Here is a 20898-nt window from a genome sequence, read left to right as displayed (position 1 = left end):
AAGCTATGCCATTAAAAAAGAAGAAAATATCGGAATTGGAAGAAGCGCAGGACATGAGAGGTTTCTACACAATTGGTTACCGTATCGTGAACGGTGTCAAGACTAGTCTAAAGTTCGGTCTTGAAAAGGTTCAGACCGCCTACGAAAATATGGTAGCCCTCAAGAATGATGCTCTTGCCGCTATACGTGATATCCGCTCTCTTGAAGCTACCGTTGAAAGTAACGAAGAAACAAGAGAAATATCCGAAGCCCAACGGGTCTCCGCTGAACAGGTTCGTGTGCAGGAATACGGCGGTGTAATCAATGAATTGAACACAGCCAAGCAATCATCTGTCAGCCAGACGGCGTTGGCAAAGAAAGCGACGGATGATGCTAATGCTGCTACACAATCTTCTATCAATCAAACTGCTTTAGCAAAATCCGCTACTGATAACGCTAATTCGGCTGCCGGAAGTGTCAATGCCGCAAAAGAAGCCGCTACCGCTGCCGCTGCCGGCGCGAATGCAGCAAAAAGCGCATCAGAAGAACAAACTGTACTTGCCAAGACAGCAACAGATAATGCCAATACCGCTGCCAATACTGCCAATTTGAAAGCTACTCTTGCCGGCGAAAAGGCCGCACTCGCCGATGCTGCTGCTCAAGCAGCCAATGAGGCGGCTACGGGCGTAGAAACAAAAGTTAAGACGGCAATTGACAAATTGGTTGCCGACGCTCCCGATGCACTAGATACTTTGCAAGAACTTGCAACCGCACTTGGTAATGACCCGAACTTCGCTACTACCATGACAAATGAGCTTGTAAAGAAACTCAATAAAACGGATATCGTTAATGATTTGGTTTCTGGAGGAGCCGGAAAAGTTCTTTCTGCCGAGCAGGGAAAGATATTAAAAACGTCTTTTGACAATCACAATCATTCGGGTATTTACGAACCTATATTTTCTAAGAATACTGCCTTCAACAAAAACTTCGGTACGGCAGCCGGAACAGTATGCGAAGGTAATGATTTGCGATTGAGTGATTCGCGTACTCCCAAAGCTCATACTCATCCGGCAACCGAAGTAAGCGGCGATGAAGATCATCGCTTCGTTTCAGATGCCGAAAAAAATATTTGGGACAGTAAAGCGGAAGGGAACCACAATCATGACAGCATATATTCTTCTGTAAATCATGAACATCAAGCGTCTGATATTCAGGAAACAACAGACAAAAAAGTCATGACTGCGGAGGAAAGAAATATACTAAGTACTCTCGGGACTAAGTCTATTTTGGCAGAAAGTCAAAGTTTAGGACAAAATGGGTATCTGAAATGTAGTAATGGATTGCTAATCCAATGGGGAAAACATTCCGGCTCTACTTCTCCAAGTGTAACGATTTACTTAACTGAATCCTTTTTGGATGCAGATTATATCATTCAGGGAAGTATCATTAAGGATGCTTCTGATAATAATGTATATTCAGCTTTGCCGATTGCCAATCCTACAAAGAGTTCGTTTAAGTTGGATAGGAATTTCTCTTCTACTAACACTGGAGTTTCGAGTGCTAAGTTTAATTGGATAGCAATAGGTCGATGGAAATAATTAATAAAGAATAATTATGGAACAAAAAATGTATTGGAAAGATGGTTTCTACGACAAACCATTGGAAGGTTCAGTGGAAATAAGTGTCGAATATTGGCAAGAATTATTAGACGGTCAATCTGCCGGACTCATAATCGTAGAGAACGAGAAAGGATATCCCGTATTGAAGGAATACAAACAAACGTTATTAGAATTGAAAGCCCAAAAGATATCGGAATTACAGGCGTATGACTCATCCGAATCGGTGAATAGTTTTAGTATTGATAATGTATCCGGTTGGCTAAACAAGGCTACACGTGTAGGTCTCATGAACTCAATTAGTATTGAAAGGGAATCCGGACGATCCGAAACGACTATCTGGCTAAATGATGCAAAGTTGGTCTTATCAATCGAGAAAGCCATTGATATGCTACAACAGATAGAGTTATACGCCCTTGCGTGTTACCATACAACACAAGGGCATATCAAAGCCATTAATCAACTGGAAACGAAAGAAGAAATCGAAGCCTACAACTTTAAAACCGGCTATCCCGGAAAGCTAAGCTTCTTTGGATAACCAACGGTATAATCGTAGCTTTCAATCTCTCCGATTGTATCCAATGCCTTGACTGCTGCAATATGTGATTGTGTTACATTGTAGCACTCAAGCGCATACATTTCCAGAGCATTCAACATAGCCAAAGCATCTGATATTGGAATGATATATTTTACTGCATCATACCAAAGCACAGTCTCCGTTTTGCCCGCCTCTTTTTCGATATTAATTGAGTTAAATAATCCAACACGTGTAGACTTATCCAACCACATACTTTTAGCCTGTAAATCAAAAGAATTGACCTCTTTTGATTTATCAAACAATTGAATCTCAGATACTTTTATTTTTCGCATATCTTCAAGGGAGTACTCGTTTTCTACCAATACAGGATACCCTTCATCATTGGTAACAATGAGCTTCCCGGATGACTGCCCATCCAGAAGTTCCCTGTAATTTTCTATAGTTATTTCTACCGCACCGTCTACCGGTATGTCGTAGAAACCATTCTTCCAATACATTTTTTGCTTCATACTTATCTATTTTATTATTTCCAAATTCCAATGGCAAACCAATCAAAGGATTCACCAGGAAATCCTTTATTACTATTATAGGGATCATAAAAAGTTCCTATGTTTAAAATAAAATCATCTTCCATAACCTATTGCAATCCAATAAAAAGGTTCTTTGTTTGCTTGATTTACAGATACTACAAACGAACTAGCACTTAAGCTGGCAATCGTTCTACCAACATAATAATCAGTATAGGCGCTTCGAGCACTAGTTACTACAACATATGATGATCCGTCAAGAAATGATATAGGCAAGTAAACAGTTTGTTTATAATAAGTTTGGTTATCTGTTGCAAATCCCCATTGAACTATAAATTTATTGCTAAACTTTATATATCCATTCTGCCCAAACGATTTTGTAACGATATTAGACATATCTGATTTAGCGTAATTGGTTCCGAGAGAACTTAGCCAAATTATGAGCACTAAAATTGCTACCAATTTTCTACTAAAATATTTCATGATGTAAATAATGTTGTGATATTATACTATTTCCAAGTCCCTATCGCTATCCATCTAAATGACTGTGAAGAGTTAGCAATAGTTCCCGCATCTGCATATCTTCTATAAACCGTAAAATATGAAGCATATATAGCGGCATAATTCACAGACCATATAGAATTATTAGTGTTATCCGTCGTACTAGAAAAAGCAAGGGAAAAACAAGATTTAAAAGATAATGGGAAACGGATAGACTGCTCATTAGAAACACCTCCGCTGAAATACCCCCACTGTATTAAGAGCCCATCCGGGAATTTATAATATCCGTTCTGAGAAAGGCTTTTTGTAATGACATTTGAAAAGTCAGATTTGGCAAAATTGGTTCCGAGAGTACTTAGTAAAATGACATTTAAATACTCTTTATATAGGTATTCAAATGCCATTTTATAACGTATTATTTTATAGTAAAAAACACATTTTGTTTTGGTGATTGTATTTTGATTCAAAACAAATTGTTTCGGAATTTATATTTTAAGCTATAATCCAATAATAGTACAAAGATATGATAGCTTTATATAATGGAGATAAGAAGATAGAATTAGAAGTAAGGGACGAAAGTTATTCCTATGAGGCTATCATGGCTGAAGATTCCCTCACTCTCTACTTTGACTATCCGGGATATTTAGATATTCCGGTCGGATCGTGGTGTGATTTCTACGGAAAACGATATTCTCTCAAAAAAGAAAGCAATTTTAAAAAGAACGGTGAACGTAAATTTGAGTATACACTTATTCTTGAAACCGGCACAACTGACGCAATGTTGTGGAAAGTGCGTGATATTGAAAGACGCATTAAATTTTCCTATACTGCAAAACCACAAGAACATCTCCGTTTACTAGTTGAGAACTTGAATCGACGTGGCATTGGTTGGAAAGTTGGAGATTACATTGAAGGAGCAGAAAAAGTTATCAACTATAATCATACATATATCTTAGATGCCTTGAATCAACTTGCAGATACTTATGAAACGGAATGGCAGATCACAGAGGAAACAGTAGATGGTAAACAGATAAGTACCATTCATCTTCGCAAGGTTGAATATAACAAAAACAATCCTTTAAAACTGTCATACGGTAAAGGGCATGGATTTAAGGTTGGTGTAAGTCGGGAGTTTGGAGAGATACCCCCGGAAATTATCTTGGTTGATACAACCGACCGGAATATTGATTATTCCACGTATGGAGCAAAGAATCTCCTTCTTCCTAAAGATAAATCCCTTGTCTATGAAGGACATACTTACAAGACAGATACAGACGGAACTTATGTGATGCGTGCCGACAAGGAACTCACAACTAAAAAAGAAGAAAGTTTGGATTGTACACAGATCTATCCTTCACGCATCGGTACTGTAAGCTCCGTCCTTGAAATTAATGCGGAGAATAATTTCTATGACTTTATAGATGCGGATATTCCCGACACTCTAAACTTTGAAGAATGCCTGATTGCCGGTGAAAGCATGACGGTAATTTTTCAGACCGGTATGCTTATTGGCAAAGAGTTTGAAGTTAAATACATACATAAAGAAAGGGATAAAAAACCTGGTCGGAGATTTGAAATCGTTCCGCAAGAGATTGATGGAATCACCATGCCGGAACGAAATGTTTGGCGTCCGAGGGTTGGCGATACGTATGCCGTATTTGGCATTCAGTTACCGAATACGTATATCTGCGATGATAGCACGCAAACAGGTGCCAGCTGGGAAGTATTCAAGGACGCTGCTAAGTACCTGTTTGAGCATGAAGACAAGAAGTTCACTTTTACCGGCACTCTGGATGGAATTTGGGCTAAAAAACGCTGGATGAATATCGGAGGAAAAATAGTTCTTGGTGGTTACGTAAACTTTTCGGATACGCAATTTCACCGAGATGGTTCACTTATTCGGATAATTGGGATCAAACGCTATGTGAATAATCCTTATAGCCCTGAAATTGAATTATCCAACGAACCGGTAGGCACGTCAATCACCAGCGAATTGAATAAGATTGATACGAATGAGGTAACTGTTGAGAATAGGCATAAAGATGCGTTACAGTTTACCAAACGCCGGTTCCGTGACATAAAGGAAACAATGGGTATGCTTGAAAAAGCAATGCTAAACTTCTCTGGTTCTATTAATCCTATCACTATCTCTACCATGCAAATGATTGTCGGAGATGAAAGTTTACAGTTCCGTTTTGTCAATTCCAAGGCCAATCCGGTACAGGTATCTCATAATATTACCTATAACTCAAATACGAAAATATTAAATGCTCCTGCAGGGATATTGCAACATATGACACTCGGCATCAACAGCGTATCATCGGAACATAATGCAGGTGAGTACAAATACTGGGATATGGCTGAATATAACTCCCCTCCCCTTATTGAAACAGTGAAGAAGTACTATCTTTATGCGAAAGTTAGCAAAAGCAGCCAAACAGGTACGTTCCTACTTAGTGAAGATGCTATCAAGTTAGAGCAGATAGATGGATATTATCATTTACTCACTGGTCTACTACTTACGGAGAGCGAAGAGGAACGTAGCTTTGTCGAATTGTATGGATTTACCGAAGTTTTGCCAGGTCGCATAAATACAGAACGCATTGTTTCGCCGGATGGTGAAACCTATTTTGACCTAGTAAAAAGTGAGATTGGAGGCAATATTAAAATAAAGGCCGGTTCTTCAGGATTGAATAATCTGAAAGAATGGGGAGAGTACAGTTCCGAGTTTTCCGCACTTAGCAACCAAGTTTCTGCACAGGTGACGCGGGTTGATAGCTTGACGCAGAGAATAGATACAGCGGGATGGATTACCACTATTGAAGGTAATAAAATATATGCATCCAAAGAGCTGGAAAACGGAAATACGCTCATTTCTTATATCAATCAAGATGCTGTAGAAACAACTATCCATTCTTCAAAAATTAATTTGGAAGGAGCTGTTACTATCAATGCGCTTCATAGTGATTTGCAAACCGTGATTAATTCAAAAATTGATAGGGACGGATTAGGAAAGTTGGCATTCGAAGATGCAGTTGAATATGCAAAGCTAGGAACTACCATCGTGGTAGGGGGATATCTAAATACAGATTTGATTAAAGTCCGTAGAATTGATGCTGATTCCGGATTTATTGGTGGGTTTACAATCGAGAGCGGTCGTCTAGTTTGGACACGTTCAGGATACTTTGGTGGAACGTCCCGTAGTTTGAAATTAGGCTCTGGAACGGCAAAGGAAGGTGTTGTTAATGTAACTTTCAATGCAGAAACAGATGGGCGTTTTGGGGTCGCTGCAATCGGTTCAAACTTCGGTGGAGCATGTATTTATGCCTCCAGGAATCTAAATGCATCAGACAGAAACTATCCACAGGCAAATACAACGTATGCCGGCTTCTTTGATGGAGGTGTTTACGTGAAAGGAACATTGTCAAGTGAATTGTGCTTAGCTGATAATTTTGGCTGTATTACATCTAGGGATGGAAATGGTGGGATTAACTATTACCAAGGTATTGATTTTGATTTTGGTAGTAATATGAAATTTAGAAAAGGATTGTTGGTATCAATCGCTTAATATATAAACAATTATGAAGGTAAATTTAAACAGGCCTTTACTTGATTTTAAAGGCAATGAGGCTATTAAAGCAGTCAACGGTAAAGAGGTAAAACAGTTTCTACGTGATGTGGTTGCAGAAGCACTTTATGCAGCAGGTTCTAATCCTCAACAGGGTTTGGATATGTCGAAAAAGTTACGTGCATACAAGATGTTACAACAGGTTATTAACAATCGTGGCGTACTTGATATAGAGACAGAAGATGCTACCTTATTGAAGGAAATTTGCGCAGACTTCTTTGTATCTGGTGCATACGGACAAATTTATGATTTAATAGAAGGAGGAAACAAGGAATGAACATTACAGCAACTAACAGCACCGCTTCAACTAAGGTTACGGATGCTATCAGGGTTAAATACAGAATGTCAACCCGTGGTACCGAAGCGGTGAAAGATATTACTGCCGAGATTGTCAAGGATGAAACGGTAGTCGGATTCTTCAATACATCAAGAAATGGGGTGACCGGTTTCTCTCTGCATGAGGATCATGGGCTAACCTCTGGCGAAGTGAAACAAGTGTTTCAGACAGCTATCGATGATTGTAGCGAAGTCTTTAAATAAAGTATTAATATTTTAGATAAATAATTATGGATTATTTCAAAAACTTACTTATTGGATTGATTACCGGTATAGCTGCTTATCTTAATCCCATCTCTGGAGAGATCAAAAGCCTTATTGCAGTATTTGCTCTTAATTTCATCTGTGGGCTGCTTACTGCGCTACTTATCAATCATGAAAGCTTTTCTTTCAAAAAAGCTTGGAGATGTATTGTAGAAGCAACTATTTTCTTTGCCTTGGTTAGTTGCATCTACTTTATTGGTGAACACAAAGGTAATCCGGAAGGTGCGCTACAATGCGTCTCATTTATTACGTACAGCGTATTCTATTTTTACGGGGTAAATATTCTAAGGAATATCAAAGAGATTTTACCTAACTCTAGCAATGGCTATAAGGTAGTAGCTTTCTTGCACTATGTACTAAGTGTCGAGTTTATAAAGAATATCCCTTATCTAACGAACTACTTACAAAAAGGAGGTGCAAAATGAAGACTATTGATGCTATTATTATCCACTGTTCGGCCACACGTGCCGGACAGGATTTGAGAGCTAAAGACATTGACCGGATGCACAAACAAAGAGGTTTTAGTCAGATCGGTTATAACTTCGTCATTGACTTGGACGGAATGGTAGAGAACGGGCGCCCGCTTTCCATCGACGGAGCGCATTGTAATACCAAAGGCTTTTCAGAATCATCATATAACAGGCATTCCATTGGCATTTGCTATATCGGCGGTCTGGACGCATCAGGAAAGCCGGCAGATACACGGACGCCAGCGCAAAGAGCTAGTTTGCGCCAACTGGTGGCAAAGTTATGTAAGGAGTATGATATTGTCGAGGTTCTCGGACATCGTGACACTTCGCCCGATCTGGACGGGTCCGGTGAAGTTGAACCAGCAGAATACATCAAGGCGTGCCCCTGTTTTGATGTTCGTTCCGAGTTTTCTAATTTTCTTCGTAATACAGTGATCCGGCCATGAAAGTGCTAATTTATATAACCATATTCCTGATGTCGGGAATATGGTTAAGTTCCTGCAAGGCTTCCCGCAACATGGAGACGGAGAAGCAGATTGACTATTCAGGGGATTTCTTGTATCTGCAAAACTTAATAGAATCCCTACAGCTGGATGTGAATAAGCAAACGAAAATTACTACTGACAAATTTAGTGATCTGAAGATTGAAAATACAACTGTTTACTTATCTGCTCCGGATTCAACAGGGAAACAATATCCGGTGAAAGAAAGTATCACTACTACAACTAAGCAGGATCAGGAACGTACAGAAGTTGATGAAACATTATCCATTACTTTGCAGCAGTTCTCGAATCGAATTGATACTATTAGTAATAAGGTTAATGTTTTGCTGAATCAAAAAGAAACTGTCGTAGAGCTATCATGGTGGGATTTGCATAAGGATAAAATTTATATAGGTATCATTATTTTAATCGGCACCTGTTGGTTTGTGTGTAGAATAAGAAAAAAATAACTACCTTTAAATTCATAATAAAGAAACTTTGGTTGCCCCGGCTTGGGAAAGTCGAGGTATTACGGGAAGATAAAGTGTATATAGGCATCATTATACAATCGTTCTACATAGGAAAAGAAATAATATATTTATTGTATATAAATCGTCTTTTTCGTAATATTTCGTGCTAAGATTTTTATTTTGAATAAAAAATAAATGAAAAAATGAGTAATATTTAGATAATATTTTATACATTTGCGCAAATGTTAAAGCGAAGTTATATGAAAAGTGAATATCTAGGCCAAACATCTTTCTCATTTTTCAATGCAGGGAGACAACAGGAGACAATTGAATTAGTACAAGACAATATGGAATTATTCCATATTATTGCCCGTATTATCGAAACTAGCAAGGAGCAATTTGAGAATAGAATAAAAAGTGATCCAATGATTGATTTGTATGATGATAGAACATACTATATACATACATTGACTCGAATTATTAAAGTGAATATTAACCGAGCGATCGACGGTGGGGAACTTAATTTATTTAAAGCTAGATATAAACAATGTCAGTATTATGTTTCATCTGACTTATTCTCAATCTATATAAAGAAATTAAACGAAAAGGGATTGCCAAGCTATGCCGAATCGGTAGCCTCTGATTGCCGTTTGCATAACCACGAGCAATTGCCTTGTGTATTTATTGGCCCTCGTGTTGATAATAGTGGCTTTGTTGGAGGAACCTGTTTGGCTATAACTAATGGAAAAGATGAAGTCTATTGGGTTCTAGATATAAATCCAGAGGAGCAAAGTGTTATTAACTCTATTGATTTTGCACTTCAAGAGAAAGAGGTAGATGAAATATGCAAACCTAAGGAAGAGTTTGTAGTTCGTAGAAAGAAAGCTGAATAATTATGATTGAATATAATCCTGATAGAATCAAACTCGCAAGGGAAAGTGAAGGCTATACTCAAAATCAATTAGCTTTAAATTTAAAATCACTTTCTCAGAATAAATTGAATCGAATAGAAAATAGACAAACTATTCCTTCTGATGAGGTTATGAAAGAGATAGCTGATTTTTTAGGATATCCTATCTCCTTTTTCCAAGTATCGAATGGGATTATTCCATATATAAAAGAATATTACTACCGTCGTAATTTAGGAATACCACAAAAACAGAAAATGGCTTTTGATGCTCAAATGACCATAATAGCAGAAAATATTGATATTTTATTTGAAGCTATTGAAATTGATATAAGAGTTCCATTTATAGATATAGAGGACGAAGAAATTACCCCGGAAAGAGTTGCTCAAAAAGTGAGGTCATTGTTCAGTATTGAGAAAGGACCAATTCATAATATCATGAGTGTAGTTCAGAAGATGGGTATTATAATTCATTATATAGAACCTCCTTTTTCAATAAAGGTTGATGGGGTATCTTTTATCACAAAGAATGGACTACCAGTTATATTGATAAATAAGAATGCTTCAAATTCAAGAACAGTATTCAATGTTTGCCATGAGTTAGGACATTTGATAATGCACTATAAGTATATGGTTTCTGATAAGAGAGATGTAGAAGACGAAGCTAATAGATTCGCTTCTGAATTTCTAATGCCTGCTGAAAGTATAAAAAACTATCTCTATAGATTGGATGCCCCAAAACTTTACGGTCTTAAAACTAATTGGAAAGTTTCAATTAAATCATTGATATATAGGGCTAAATTCTTAGGCTGTATATCTGAAACTCAAAATAGACGTTGGATGATGTATTACAATGCAAATAAATGGAGCAGTAATGAACCCTTTGAGTTTGAAGTAGAATCCCCTCGGCTGTTAGATAAGGTATTCAACATTTATTTCGATGAGTTTGAATATACAAAAGAAGAGATGCTAAAACTACTTCGTTTGACAGAGAAAAAGATTGTAGCATATTATGATTTACCGGAGGTTAAAAAGCACTTTAATGCAGAACCCAGAAAGTTAAGATTGATGTTATAGATATTTTGTTATTCGCCCCGTCTCACTGATTCGGGGCTTTTCTTTTGCTTATCTCATTTATAATTATTATATTTGTGTACAGACGTGAATGTCTGTTGTATCATCTCTCTACGGAAAAGTTGCTAATTTTCGAAAGCGGGAGACAATACGTTATATTATATACTCCAAAAAGAATGAGCCTCGACTAAGTGTAGTCGGGGCTTTTTTATCTACTATTACTAATGAGAATCTGGAAAGTTCGATAGAATAGAAATAATATCTCATTTTATGTACATCGGTAGAAATAAGTAGTACTTTTGTCATGGAATCCCCTTATTCTAAACCGCGGCGGTGGAATTTGCCTCGACCATTCGGTCAAGGCTTTTTATTTTCTGAAGCAAATATTTTTTTAGAAATAATATTTTTCTATATATTTGCTCTATACATTTAATATAGAAGAAAATGAATGAATTAGATGAATTTAAGACTGTTTTAATAGTCGGAAATGGATTTGATTTAAATATAAATTTTCCTACATCATATTCTGATTTTATGGGAAGCCAATACTTTAATGAGCTAATTTTAGCGAATGATAATTGGTTGGCGCAATATCTAAACTATAAAAAAAAACAAGATGGTAATTGGATAGATATGGAAAAAGAATTAGGTGTTTACGCTAATATATTAAAATCAACACCTTCAATACAAAATGAGTTAGTACATAAAGTCTTAAAAGGTAAAAGAATCTTAGATATTTCAGAAATCTCAACTTGTTTCAGAAAAGAATATTTTCAGTTGTGTAACGCCTTGAAAAAATATTTGATAGATATCGAAAATAACGCAAAAAGTAATAATGCAGATATAACAAAATCAGTTGCGCATACTCTTATACGAGATATAATAATTGATAGGATACCATATTATGTTGTTAATTTCAATTATACAAGATTTGTAGAATGTATAATTAAAGGTTTTGACCCTATCCCTGATTGTAAAATCCTACAAATACATGGTTCTCTAAAAAAGGATATAGTTTTTGGAGTACAAGATAGTTTGAATTTAAATCGAGAACATGTATTTTTATATAAGTCTCATAATATAAACAAGAATGTGGAAGGGTTACCTAGGATTCTTGAAAATGCTAATAAAATAATATTCTTTGGCTATTCTTTGGGAGAAACTGATCATTCTTATTTTAGTGATTTTTTTGAAACTCAAGCAACACCTCAATGTCATTCCAAAACTATTAAGTTTTACCATTATGGACAAGATGCCTATGATGATATTATTTGGCAATTAAAGGCCCTTACAAATAACCGAACATCTTATTTAAATCAATATAATAATATACAGTTTGAAGATAGTAGTATTACGTTAAAGTAAAAACTATATGGCAGAGGAAAATAAATACGATCACGAAGCTGTTCAGGAGTTACTTGCTTGGGCACAGGATACTTTGAAAAACAAAATCTATCCTGGTGGTAAATTCAAATTAACAAATCTACAACAGTGCTAGAGTACTGGAAGTAGTGTATATGCTTATCATTTTAGTAGTGATTGCCGAGGCTTTAACAATTGTCAAGGTGATGTTGTTGCAGTAAGCATTAGTAAAGCACAAAATATGGGAAGGAAGGCATGTGAGATTTGTTATTAACTTAAAATAGGGTTCTAGCATGAATAGAATTATAATTATTGGCAACGGTTTTGATATGGCACATAATCTTAAAACCGGATATAAAGATTTTATAGATGACTATTGGAATGGTGTAACAGAAAAGGTGTTTGGCGGATATGACCAGTGGATGAAAGAAACCTATGGAGGAGTGCAATATATCGGTAATTGTGAAGACGAATTTATTGTTTTTGAGAAAAAATGTGGCAAGACAGAAATTAATAAAAGCTTCTTTTCATGCAAAAAAGACACCTTATTAGAGAAATTGTACCTAATAATAGATGAGTATAACAATGACCCTAATACACCTATGACAGTTCATTTAAAGTTTAAAAATCTTTTTTTTGAGCGTATATCTCATCAATGTTCCCTTGTAAATTGGGTAGATATTGAAAATGAATATTATGCTGTATTAAAGGAACTACTTCAAGAAAAAAATCCCCAGAAGCAAAGCGAAAGTATTCGAACATTAAACAAAGACTTTGATGACGTGAAAAGACTTTTAGAGGATTATTTAACCAAGATCACTCAAAGTACAGAACTGAAAAAACATCAATCTATACAAGATGCTTTTTCAAGTTTTATAGAACTTGATGAAATTGCGACTTGTAGACAAACTAAATTTGTTGAGTCTATTTTTTCTAGTATGTTTCGTTTGGGGGATTTTGTTGACTTTGAATTAGATCAAGAGGAAGATGTTCAATATACTTTATGTGATACAAATGACGAGAAGCGTATGTTATTTATTGAAAAGAATATTGGTTCTGAATCTTTTAAGAAAAATCATTTAGTACCGTACACATTAATTTTAAATTTTAATTACACCCAAACAGCTGAAAAATTATATGCAAAAAATAGTATTAATGAAGTTATCAATATTCACGGAGAACTTAACAATGAAAACAATCCCATTATATTTGGATATGGCGATGAGCTAGATGATGATTATGAAAGAATAGAGAGATTACAGAATAATGATTTCCTAGAGAATATCAAATCTATACGATACCATAAAACAAGAAATTATAGAAAGCTTTTGGAGTTTGTTGCATTAGGTCCATATCAGGTCTTTATAATGGGGCATTCTTGTGGAAACTCTGATAGGACATTATTAAATACTTTATTTGAGCATGATAACTGCCTATCTATTAAAGTCTTTTATCGACAGTACGAAGATGGGACAGATAATTATATTGATATGATAAAAAATATATCTCGTAATTTTAATAATAAGCCCAATATGCGTGATATAGTTGTAAATCGAGAAGATTGTTCTCCTTTGGTGGCCGTCAAAAAAGAGGTAGCCCAATAAGCTACCTCTTAATTAGATATTATTTTCTCCCAATCATCGAGTATCGTAACATCCCACCGAGGAAGATCTGGATTAATATAGGTAACAGACCTACCATACACAGAGAAACTTTTTCCAATAAACTCGTCAATAGCTTCATCTTCCCCTTTTTGAAGACAGATATTCATAAAAACATGCATTTCATTCCAGTTTGTAGGCCCAATGAACAAAGATTCAATCAAGCGGCCTTTAACAGGTACACCGATAACTTGCTCTTTTATCCTATCAACTAATGATACTGCTTCTTCAAATGTCATACTTGTAATTTTAGAGCAAAGATATAAAAAATAGATGCCCTCTCCCCTATCACATAAAAGCTATTTCAATCTGTGGAATTTCAGTATTACAAATTTCAATTCTATTAAGAAAGATATTTTCGTAATTCTTCGATTGCCTGTGATGCACTTCGGACTACCACATACTTATTACGGCATGATTCCGCTTGTTTTTGAAACTCTTTCTGTTCTTCTGACTGTTTCCCTACCCTCGTTTTAAACTCTATGCAGAGAGAAGCAAAACCCTTTTTAGGAATTAGTACGATCACATCAGAAATCCCAGGCTTTACTCCTTGCCGTTTGAGATTAGCAGCTTCTCGTATATGACGGCTTCCACCGTTTGGGACCGCGAATATGAGTTTATCAGGTATATTTGGAAAGTATAGAGGAATAAGCTTGAAGAACTCTGTTTGTATGCGAGCTTCCTCGTTATTATGTACTTCTTTAGAACGCGGAGGATTACGCTGATCTGCATAGCAATTATAACACATGAAGTCGGTACCGATCTTAATAACCGATACCGTTTCTTTTCCACACAAAATACACTTTTCTTTAGACATTATTCAAAATAAGCTAAATTGTATTGGTTTTCTACCTACTACTGCTATCGTTCTCTCATGAATCGGGCACTGCGAAGCGTAGGGGCATCTCCCTGACATTGCAGAAAGATGCGCTCCATGCCATTCATCCCAGTCTGTTACATTATTAGCGGAAAGAAAAGTTATCAGCTTCATGCAGCAGAAACCTCGTTCTTTCTCTTGACTTCCTGTAATTTCAAATAACCCATTACTCTGTGGACGTTTCATTCAATTATACATTATTTTTTGGTAATAGTTAATCCTCAATAGAATATAATGCCTGCATACACTCGAACGGGAAAGTGGAATTTAAAGCATCATATACTTCTTCCGGTATATCATCTTCGCTTTCAAAATCGCCTTCAATACTTTTTGCTCCAGTTGCAGTTGCAACATACTTCTCTTTATACTCTTTACCGTCAATAATTACGGTAATCTCCCATCCTTCGGAAGTAATTTCTAATGCTATCTTATTCATATCTTTTCCTTTGTTATCAATATCTGAATTTTGTAAAATGAATAATTGCCATAGGTTGATTCAGATCATAGCCATTAAACCATTCAATCCAATTTTTAAACGATAGTCCGTCATTATTGGCTAGTTCCTCTGTTAGTGGTGTGTTTATACCATTTTCAATTTTGAAATGTGACAACGCTCCGCAAAACGCTAATTTCTGTATCCCTATGCCATTCTCCGATGTCAGCTTTACAACTTCAATCTGTGAGCTGCGATAAGGCTTTCCAATCCACTGCCGGACGGAAAGAACAGCTAGCCCAGCTTGAACCTCTTTAATACGCTTCTCCCACATTGGGTAATTGGCTCGTATGGTGTGAAGTTTCGGACGTAAACAGGCTCTTATACAACTGTTGCATCGGGAAATTTCTTCCCCCGATAAATCCTGTTCCACTTCACAATCAGGGCAGAGTTGCCCCAAAAGAAACTCATATTTGAAATTCGTCTCGTTCCCTGATTGACTATGTCCTACCGGGAAAAACTGTGAGAGTGTGATTACATAAGTTTTCATTTCTTATCAGTTATGGGTTAATTCTTTCAAGCCAATCACTAACGCATTTTTCCACTTCTGCATAGCTGACAAACGTTCTTTTTTCAACAACTACTAAGTGTCGCATTAATTCACCGCGAATCATTCCTGTATCATCCTTCCAAACGTTTATAGCTCCGTTATTTCCAGCAGAAGTACAGGCATATCCAAGTTCAAGAGTTGCCTCTATGTCGTTTATATCCTTGAACCAATACGCATATATTTTATCCCTCTTTACTCCCGGGAGCCCCTCTAATTGACAGATAGGCTTTTCTTTCTTTACGACTATATTCTTATTCATTTCTGTATCTAATTTGATTAAAACCATTCTACTTTATGATTGTAAGGCTATCAAGTGGAGCAGGAAACCAATAACTACTCTTATCCAGAAATACACATCCTCCACCATTATCAGGTTTACAAAACCCTAATACCTCAAAAGGACCAAACTTTATACCATGCTTGTTTTTAAAGATAACCTTATCACCAACATTCAATTTCCTATCTGTACATACTACATCTGATAAGTTATCACATATTTCTGTGAATGTACTTTCCTTCCATTCCAAAAAATCTTTCTTATGATTCATTCCTGATTTATCTTTATATTATCTAATATTTCTGCAACTTTGCATATAGCATTATTGATTATTGCTATATCTACAGCTTTGCATATAAAATTCATTTCTCCGATTTATACCATTGTTTCCATGGTCGGAAGCATCCTTCACACCATTTTTCAATACAGAGACTTCGGTAATATTTCTGCGTATTCATTATGATAAGGCCGTTTGGATAAACGATAACATACATTATATCTTCACGCATATTGACTCCTTTCTGTTTGGATTTGAGCTATGCGGTAAACGAAAAATCTACCGCATAGCTGATTTATCATTTATTTTTTGCCGCTTCTAAAACTGGAAGATTTGTCTCCGTTGGTATGTATATCACAGTTTTATCATTCAGATTGCTTTGTTGACGTACCCACAAATATTGGATATATGCAGGGGTAATACTTCCATTTTCAATTTTAATCGCTTCTGCAGCACCTTTAGCACGTTCGATTTCAGCTTGGGCGTTCAACTTTTCAGCTTCCAGATTTGCTTTAGCTTCTTCAATCCTTATTTTACGGTTTTGTTCTGCTTTAGCAAATTCAGCCTTTCCAGACATTTCTTGCTGCCAAACGTTATAATAAGGGATGGTAACAAAACACCCCACAACAATTGCGACAAATACGATAGCCGCCAAAATTCCAAGTTTATTCATAATCTAATATTGGGTTTTATAAAGCCGCCCAAGGCTTATTAGTTTATTATTATTATTATATTTGCAAAAAAACAAATATATGTCAACAATATATCGTAATAGAACAATCCGCCCTTCAAGTAGACTTGAAACATCTGTATCTTATAAAATCAATACAGAGAAAGTCACGACAAATGATACATTGGTTATTACCATTAACCATGAAAGTGAGAATTTTAGTAAAGAATTTACTTTTTCAGGAGAGAAGGTTGCAAACCGTTCCTCAATACACTTCAGATATATCAATGGAGAAATTATTTGGTCACCAGTTCAGCCTGATTAGATTCATATCTTTGCAGACTTAAATTATTCATCATCATAATCAGTATCAAAGATACGTGCAACCATATCGACTATATTTTCTTCAATATCCTCGGTAGAACCTGTTACAGCATTAGCTATATTCTTCTTCTCCTGAATGATCCGATAAACTTTTTCATCTATTGTTCGACGGCCAAGGAAATAGTAGCAGGTAACAGAATCCTTTTGCCCGATACGGTGTGCCCGATCCTCACATTGACAGCAGTCAGCATACGTCCAAGGAAACTCAACAAAGGCGACATTGCTCGACGCAGTAAGCGTTAAACCAACCCCGGCAGCCTTTATGGAGCAAATGATAATATCCGCTTTAGGATTGTTCTGAAAGGCGTCTACGGCTCTTTGCTTCTCGTCCTGTGAGTCTCTGCCGGTAACCGATACGGCGGTAGGAAAGTAACGTTTCAGTTGGTCTACTACTTCATGAAGAGAACAAAAGAGAATTATCTTCTTCCCATTCTCCCGGAAGTCTTTCACAAATTCAATAACATCACGTACTTTGCCGCGAGCGGAGATCTGCCGTAGAATATTGATACGTACCATCACTTCGCCGCGCATTGCCTTAGCTATCTTATCGTCGTCAGCGTCCTTGTATTTCTGTAGATACATAATAAGGTCGCGTTCTGCATCCATATACTCTTTGCGGTTTGTAATTTCGCAAGTATTCACCTGCCGTATTTTATCGGGAAGATCCGTGAGGACAAGTGACTTTTCACGACGAAACATACAGTACTTCCATAGGTTAAAATTCAATTCTCTCAAATTTGATGCTTCTCTCTGTCCAGAACAATATCTATCAACAAATGGTTTATATCCACCGAAATCGTTCATTCGATCTAAAATAGCCAACTGCGGAATCAAATCTTTAGGCCGGTTTACCACCGGTGTTCCCGTCAATTCAATAACCCATTCTTTGCCGGTACAAATACCTTTGCAAAACTTAGCCTGCTGGGTTGATGCAGATTTGCAACGATGGCTTTCATCAATGATAACAGACTTGAATAAATTGATTGAGTTTCTAAATTCCACATCTCGCAGCGTCCAGCCTTCAGCTTTCTTTATACGTTGTACAAAGTACTTCTTTAATGATTCATAGTTAACAATAAATACCTGATGCATTCCTGTCTGAAAGAAAAAAGTCCATGTATCACGTACCTTGTCGGTTAGGATCATCGCCTTTTTATCCGTAAATTTTTCCCATTCACGTTGCCAGTTGATTTTTAATGATGAAGGGCATACAACAAGACAAGGAAAAGCGTCTGCGAGGTTAATTGTTGCTATACTCTGCAATGTCTTACCGAGTCCCGGTTCATCACAATTCATAAACCGTTTTAGTTCTAGTCCTCGAGCAATGCCTTTAAGCTGATAAGGATAAGGCTGGATTTTCAAATTGTGCGGAACGGTTAAATCCGGCAATTCCGGAATATCATAAGCAATATCTTCTTCCTTTTTTTCTGTACCATTTACCCAATTGATATTCTCAAATTGTCGTATTTGATAAATCATTCTTTCAAGGTCAACCCTACTCCGAGTTGGAACTATCCAAACTTTTTTAGCACCATCAAAACGTCTTCCGGGAATTTGTCTGACCCTATCTACAATGGAAGGCTTATACTTGAATGATAATTCAAAGTTATCTCCTTTTAATTCGATATTCATGATTTAGAGTATTTTATAGGGGGATAATTCCCCCCTATGGTGATTGTAAGTTATGCGGTCGCGTCAAGAGGTGCAGGAGCATCTATCTGTTTTTTTCGCCCTCTCTTCTTCGGCTTTTCTTCTTCCATTACGATAGCTTCTTCCGGTTCATCGGTTTCGAAATCGAGACGTTCTTGTCTGATTCCCCATTTCTCTTCAAACAGGTAACTTTCTACTTCAGCATCACATACAGCAGCATCAATACTCAATTCTTCATAGTAAGGGTAATCTGCATCAAGGAGAGGAACGAAGATTTTCAAGTCAACGACTTTGCCGGACTGAAGAAGTTTGGATCCCATGATAGTTATTCCGGAAACCCCATCGACACTGTCATTCGCATAACCTGTAATAATATAGTTTTCTAAGGTTTCTGCATAGCCAGGAGAAGTAAAACTATCCTTATCGATTTTAGATGCTTCCGGCTGCTCACACAATACAACAAGATGCAATTTAAGACGGCTAAACGCTTCTCTTAAATCACTGTGAATAATCTGATCACAGCTCTTGTTTATTACATTTGTGTAGTTTGATTCAGAAAAACGCTCATTGTACACTACATTCAGCCGATCTTTCTTAACGACTGCCTTTTTGATCTCATTTTTTACTTGTTCCATAATCTTCTTTAGTTGATAAAGTGATAATACTAAACGTTGATACAACTCCCATGACGGCAGCCGTAGTTATTTCTCTTGATGTTGCATCTTCTCTTTGAGAGAAAGATAATGCTGTAAACAGGCCGATAACGGCCAGTCCGATTGTGATTTTTTTCAGGGTTCTCATAATGATTACTTTTTATTGTTATACATACTGGCCATTTTCATTTCCTCTTTTGCTTTACTTATCACAGTTACGCACCATGATAATTGATGTGTTGCCGTCCGGTTACAACGTTCACACCAATCAACGAGGTATCGTTCCTCCCGACATAAAGAACCGATTAGGGCATTTATCGCTGTTGCTGTCGCTTTCGCATTTTTAGCTGTATCAACGAGCGTTTGCATAACCTCGAACTTCATTGTCTCATTAAGCCAGTATTTCGAATCCGCAAGCAGTTTGCCGGAGCGGGCAACATATACAGCTAAGTCATTGCCACGTTGTACAGCTTCTGCCGCATCTTCACTCATAGTAATATTGAGAAATGAATCTATATTGGTTAATTCAGCCAATATCTGTTCTTTTGATGTAATAAGTAAATTCATATTATTTTTATGATAAAATATAATCAGACCATCAATTGCCACCATTTGAAAGCAAGGTCCTCGTATTTCTCTTTTCCTCTGATATATGAAGGATGGCTACGATCGGTGATAAAATGCTTGAATATTTTGCAATTCTTTTTTGAGATTGCATAAATGAAATCCTGTTCACTTCCTGCAATATCCATATACCAGGCACGGGAACGGTCCCAGTCGAAGAAGTCGATAGCTTCATCAAATTGTGCCTGAGTTTCAGCGAAGGTTGTTTTCAAATCCCCTCCGAAGTGGAAATCAGATAACCACCAGTCCCATTTGCAACGCGTATCAAGATGATAGGCGAAGTTCCCGTAATGAAATTCATGTTGCTTGTTAACCATGAATCTTTGCGTATCAGATTGTTCCAGAACGACGGCTAAAAATCTGTCTTTTTCAGCTTCTTTGCGGAGAGCCTTGCGCATTTCAATCCCTAATTCAAATTCTTCCTTTGTGTACACGTAATCATCCACCATCAACTTGTCATATCGAACACGGTCATTCTCGGTAATCAAAGCGTCTACCAGTGTTCCGAACTTGAAAGCCTTTTCTTTATCCCCGTATTGTGGACGGGGATAAAGGTAATTCTTAAGCTCTGTCAGGTCTGAGTTGCTGACTTCTGCACGTAAATAATACGAATCCGGATTTGCCATGA

30 protein-coding genes are annotated in these 20898 nt (G+C 36.8%); 14 read left to right on the top strand and 16 right to left on the bottom strand.

Features of this window, described 5'->3' with window-relative positions:
* Positions 1 to 5: 5 nt before the first annotated feature.
* Both H8S63_RS01125 and H8S63_RS01120 read left to right on the top strand, forming a co-directional pair.
* Complete coding sequence (locus tag H8S63_RS01125) at positions 6 to 1577, top strand: hypothetical protein (protein WP_186925469.1); 1572 nt, start codon at positions 6 to 8, stop codon at positions 1575 to 1577.
* Positions 1578 to 1593: 16 nt separating this feature from the next.
* Complete coding sequence (locus tag H8S63_RS01120) at positions 1594 to 2133, top strand: DUF4376 domain-containing protein (protein ID WP_186925468.1); 540 nt, start codon at positions 1594 to 1596, stop codon at positions 2131 to 2133.
* On the opposite strand, the gene H8S63_RS01115 is transcribed toward H8S63_RS01120, so the two are convergent.
* From H8S63_RS01115 to H8S63_RS01105, 3 genes are all read right to left on the bottom strand, one after another.
* On the bottom strand, positions 2103 to 2642 hold the full coding sequence (locus H8S63_RS01115; RefSeq protein ID WP_186925467.1) for a DUF4376 domain-containing protein: 540 nt from the start codon (positions 2640 to 2642) through the stop codon (positions 2103 to 2105). The genes H8S63_RS01120 and H8S63_RS01115 overlap by 31 nt on opposite strands.
* A gap of 114 nt (positions 2643 to 2756) precedes the next feature.
* On the bottom strand, positions 2757 to 3143 hold the full coding sequence (locus H8S63_RS01110) for a hypothetical protein (RefSeq protein WP_186925466.1): 387 nt from the start codon (positions 3141 to 3143) through the stop codon (positions 2757 to 2759).
* A gap of 26 nt (positions 3144 to 3169) precedes the next feature.
* Positions 3170 to 3565 carry a hypothetical protein gene (locus tag H8S63_RS01105; protein ID WP_186925465.1) on the bottom strand — a complete coding sequence of 132 codons (396 nt, stop codon included), beginning with the start codon at positions 3563 to 3565 and terminating at the stop codon, positions 3170 to 3172.
* Positions 3566 to 3684: 119 nt separating this feature from the next.
* On the opposite strand from H8S63_RS01105, the gene H8S63_RS01100 reads away from it, so the two are divergent.
* From H8S63_RS01100 to H8S63_RS01055, 11 genes are all read left to right on the top strand, one after another.
* Positions 3685 to 6729, top strand: a complete 3045-nt coding sequence (locus H8S63_RS01100) for a hypothetical protein (RefSeq protein ID WP_186925464.1) — start codon at positions 3685 to 3687, stop codon at positions 6727 to 6729.
* Between the two features lie 13 nt (positions 6730 to 6742).
* Positions 6743 to 7066, top strand: a complete 324-nt coding sequence (locus H8S63_RS01095) for a hypothetical protein (RefSeq protein WP_186925463.1) — start codon at positions 6743 to 6745, stop codon at positions 7064 to 7066.
* Entirely contained in the window at positions 7063 to 7329 is a 267-nt protein-coding gene (locus tag H8S63_RS01090; RefSeq protein WP_186925462.1) for a hypothetical protein, read from the top strand. The genes H8S63_RS01095 and H8S63_RS01090 overlap by 4 nt, the downstream gene beginning before the upstream one ends.
* Before the next feature lie 26 nt (positions 7330 to 7355).
* A complete protein-coding gene (locus H8S63_RS01085; RefSeq protein WP_149935684.1) occupies positions 7356 to 7814 on the top strand; it encodes a phage holin family protein in 459 nt (152 codons plus the stop codon).
* Positions 7811 to 8305, top strand: coding sequence for an N-acetylmuramoyl-L-alanine amidase (locus H8S63_RS01080; RefSeq protein ID WP_186925461.1), 495 nt, complete (start codon positions 7811 to 7813; stop codon positions 8303 to 8305). Before H8S63_RS01085 ends, H8S63_RS01080 begins: the two co-directional genes overlap by 4 nt.
* Entirely contained in the window at positions 8302 to 8811 is a 510-nt protein-coding gene (locus H8S63_RS01075) for a histidine kinase (protein WP_186925460.1), read from the top strand. The genes H8S63_RS01080 and H8S63_RS01075 overlap by 4 nt, the downstream gene beginning before the upstream one ends.
* Before the next feature lie 260 nt (positions 8812 to 9071).
* Positions 9072 to 9704 (top strand): hypothetical protein, encoded by a 633-nt coding sequence (locus tag H8S63_RS01070; protein WP_186925459.1) that lies wholly within the window; start codon positions 9072 to 9074, stop codon positions 9702 to 9704.
* A gap of 2 nt (positions 9705 to 9706) precedes the next feature.
* On the top strand, positions 9707 to 10795 hold the full coding sequence (locus tag H8S63_RS01065) for an ImmA/IrrE family metallo-endopeptidase (RefSeq protein WP_186925458.1): 1089 nt from the start codon (positions 9707 to 9709) through the stop codon (positions 10793 to 10795).
* 441 nt (positions 10796 to 11236) lie between these two features.
* Positions 11237 to 12157, top strand: coding sequence for an AbiH family protein (locus H8S63_RS01060; RefSeq protein ID WP_186925457.1), 921 nt, complete (start codon positions 11237 to 11239; stop codon positions 12155 to 12157).
* Between the two features lie 7 nt (positions 12158 to 12164).
* On the top strand, positions 12165 to 12290 hold the full coding sequence (locus H8S63_RS19875) for a hypothetical protein (protein ID WP_255467613.1): 126 nt from the start codon (positions 12165 to 12167) through the stop codon (positions 12288 to 12290).
* A 157-nt stretch (positions 12291 to 12447) separates the two neighbouring features.
* Positions 12448 to 13758, top strand: a complete 1311-nt coding sequence (locus H8S63_RS01055; RefSeq protein ID WP_186925456.1) for an AbiH family protein — start codon at positions 12448 to 12450, stop codon at positions 13756 to 13758.
* Between the two features lie 8 nt (positions 13759 to 13766).
* On the opposite strand, the gene H8S63_RS01050 is transcribed toward H8S63_RS01055, so the two are convergent.
* The 8 genes from H8S63_RS01050 to H8S63_RS01015 all read right to left on the bottom strand — a co-directional run bounded on the left by H8S63_RS01050 (position 13767) and on the right by H8S63_RS01015 (position 16962).
* Positions 13767 to 14054 (bottom strand): hypothetical protein, encoded by a 288-nt coding sequence (locus H8S63_RS01050; RefSeq protein ID WP_186925455.1) that lies wholly within the window; start codon positions 14052 to 14054, stop codon positions 13767 to 13769.
* 104 nt (positions 14055 to 14158) lie between these two features.
* On the bottom strand, positions 14159 to 14563 hold the full coding sequence (locus H8S63_RS01045) for a VRR-NUC domain-containing protein (RefSeq protein WP_186925679.1): 405 nt from the start codon (positions 14561 to 14563) through the stop codon (positions 14159 to 14161).
* A 72-nt stretch (positions 14564 to 14635) separates the two neighbouring features.
* Positions 14636 to 14878 carry a hypothetical protein gene (locus H8S63_RS01040; RefSeq protein WP_186925454.1) on the bottom strand — a complete coding sequence of 81 codons (243 nt, stop codon included), beginning with the start codon at positions 14876 to 14878 and terminating at the stop codon, positions 14636 to 14638.
* Positions 14879 to 14906: 28 nt separating this feature from the next.
* Positions 14907 to 15128: a hypothetical protein gene (locus tag H8S63_RS01035; protein WP_186925453.1), complete on the bottom strand. Its 222-nt coding sequence runs from the start codon at positions 15126 to 15128 to the stop codon at positions 14907 to 14909.
* A 16-nt stretch (positions 15129 to 15144) separates the two neighbouring features.
* The gene (locus H8S63_RS01030) at positions 15145 to 15675 is read right to left on the bottom strand and encodes a hypothetical protein (RefSeq protein WP_186925452.1); all 531 of its coding nucleotides are present in this window, start codon (positions 15673 to 15675) and stop codon (positions 15145 to 15147) included.
* 10 nt (positions 15676 to 15685) lie between these two features.
* Positions 15686 to 15994 (bottom strand): hypothetical protein, encoded by a 309-nt coding sequence (locus H8S63_RS01025; protein WP_186925451.1) that lies wholly within the window; start codon positions 15992 to 15994, stop codon positions 15686 to 15688.
* Between the two features lie 28 nt (positions 15995 to 16022).
* Complete coding sequence (locus H8S63_RS01020) at positions 16023 to 16283, bottom strand: hypothetical protein (RefSeq protein ID WP_148730788.1); 261 nt, start codon at positions 16281 to 16283, stop codon at positions 16023 to 16025.
* A gap of 304 nt (positions 16284 to 16587) precedes the next feature.
* Positions 16588 to 16962, bottom strand: a complete 375-nt coding sequence (locus H8S63_RS01015) for a hypothetical protein (protein WP_186925450.1) — start codon at positions 16960 to 16962, stop codon at positions 16588 to 16590.
* Positions 16963 to 17041: 79 nt separating this feature from the next.
* On the opposite strand from H8S63_RS01015, the gene H8S63_RS01010 reads away from it, so the two are divergent.
* On the top strand, positions 17042 to 17284 hold the full coding sequence (locus H8S63_RS01010) for a hypothetical protein (RefSeq protein ID WP_004303123.1): 243 nt from the start codon (positions 17042 to 17044) through the stop codon (positions 17282 to 17284).
* Between the two features lie 23 nt (positions 17285 to 17307).
* On the opposite strand, the gene H8S63_RS01005 is transcribed toward H8S63_RS01010, so the two are convergent.
* Genes H8S63_RS01005 through H8S63_RS00985 form a run of 5 tightly spaced genes read right to left on the bottom strand, consistent with a single transcriptional unit; the run spans position 17308 to position 20896 of the window.
* A complete protein-coding gene (locus H8S63_RS01005; RefSeq protein WP_186925449.1) occupies positions 17308 to 18975 on the bottom strand; it encodes a DEAD/DEAH box helicase in 1668 nt (555 codons plus the stop codon).
* Positions 18976 to 19025: 50 nt separating this feature from the next.
* Positions 19026 to 19628: a hypothetical protein gene (locus H8S63_RS01000; protein ID WP_186925448.1), complete on the bottom strand. Its 603-nt coding sequence runs from the start codon at positions 19626 to 19628 to the stop codon at positions 19026 to 19028.
* Complete coding sequence (locus H8S63_RS00995) at positions 19609 to 19794, bottom strand: hypothetical protein (RefSeq protein WP_117684218.1); 186 nt, start codon at positions 19792 to 19794, stop codon at positions 19609 to 19611. The genes H8S63_RS01000 and H8S63_RS00995 overlap by 20 nt, the downstream gene beginning before the upstream one ends.
* A 5-nt stretch (positions 19795 to 19799) precedes the next feature.
* Positions 19800 to 20213, bottom strand: a complete 414-nt coding sequence (locus H8S63_RS00990) for a hypothetical protein (RefSeq protein ID WP_186925447.1) — start codon at positions 20211 to 20213, stop codon at positions 19800 to 19802.
* A 23-nt stretch (positions 20214 to 20236) separates the two neighbouring features.
* Positions 20237 to 20896, bottom strand: a complete 660-nt coding sequence (locus tag H8S63_RS00985; RefSeq protein ID WP_186925446.1) for a hypothetical protein — start codon at positions 20894 to 20896, stop codon at positions 20237 to 20239.
* Between the last annotated feature and the right edge of the window lie 2 nt (positions 20897 to 20898).

It is taken from the genome of Bacteroides sp. NSJ-39 (assembly GCF_014287315.1).
Classification (GTDB): domain Bacteria; phylum Bacteroidota; class Bacteroidia; order Bacteroidales; family Bacteroidaceae; genus Bacteroides; species Bacteroides finegoldii.
This window is presented reverse-complemented; position numbering and strand designations above follow the sequence as displayed.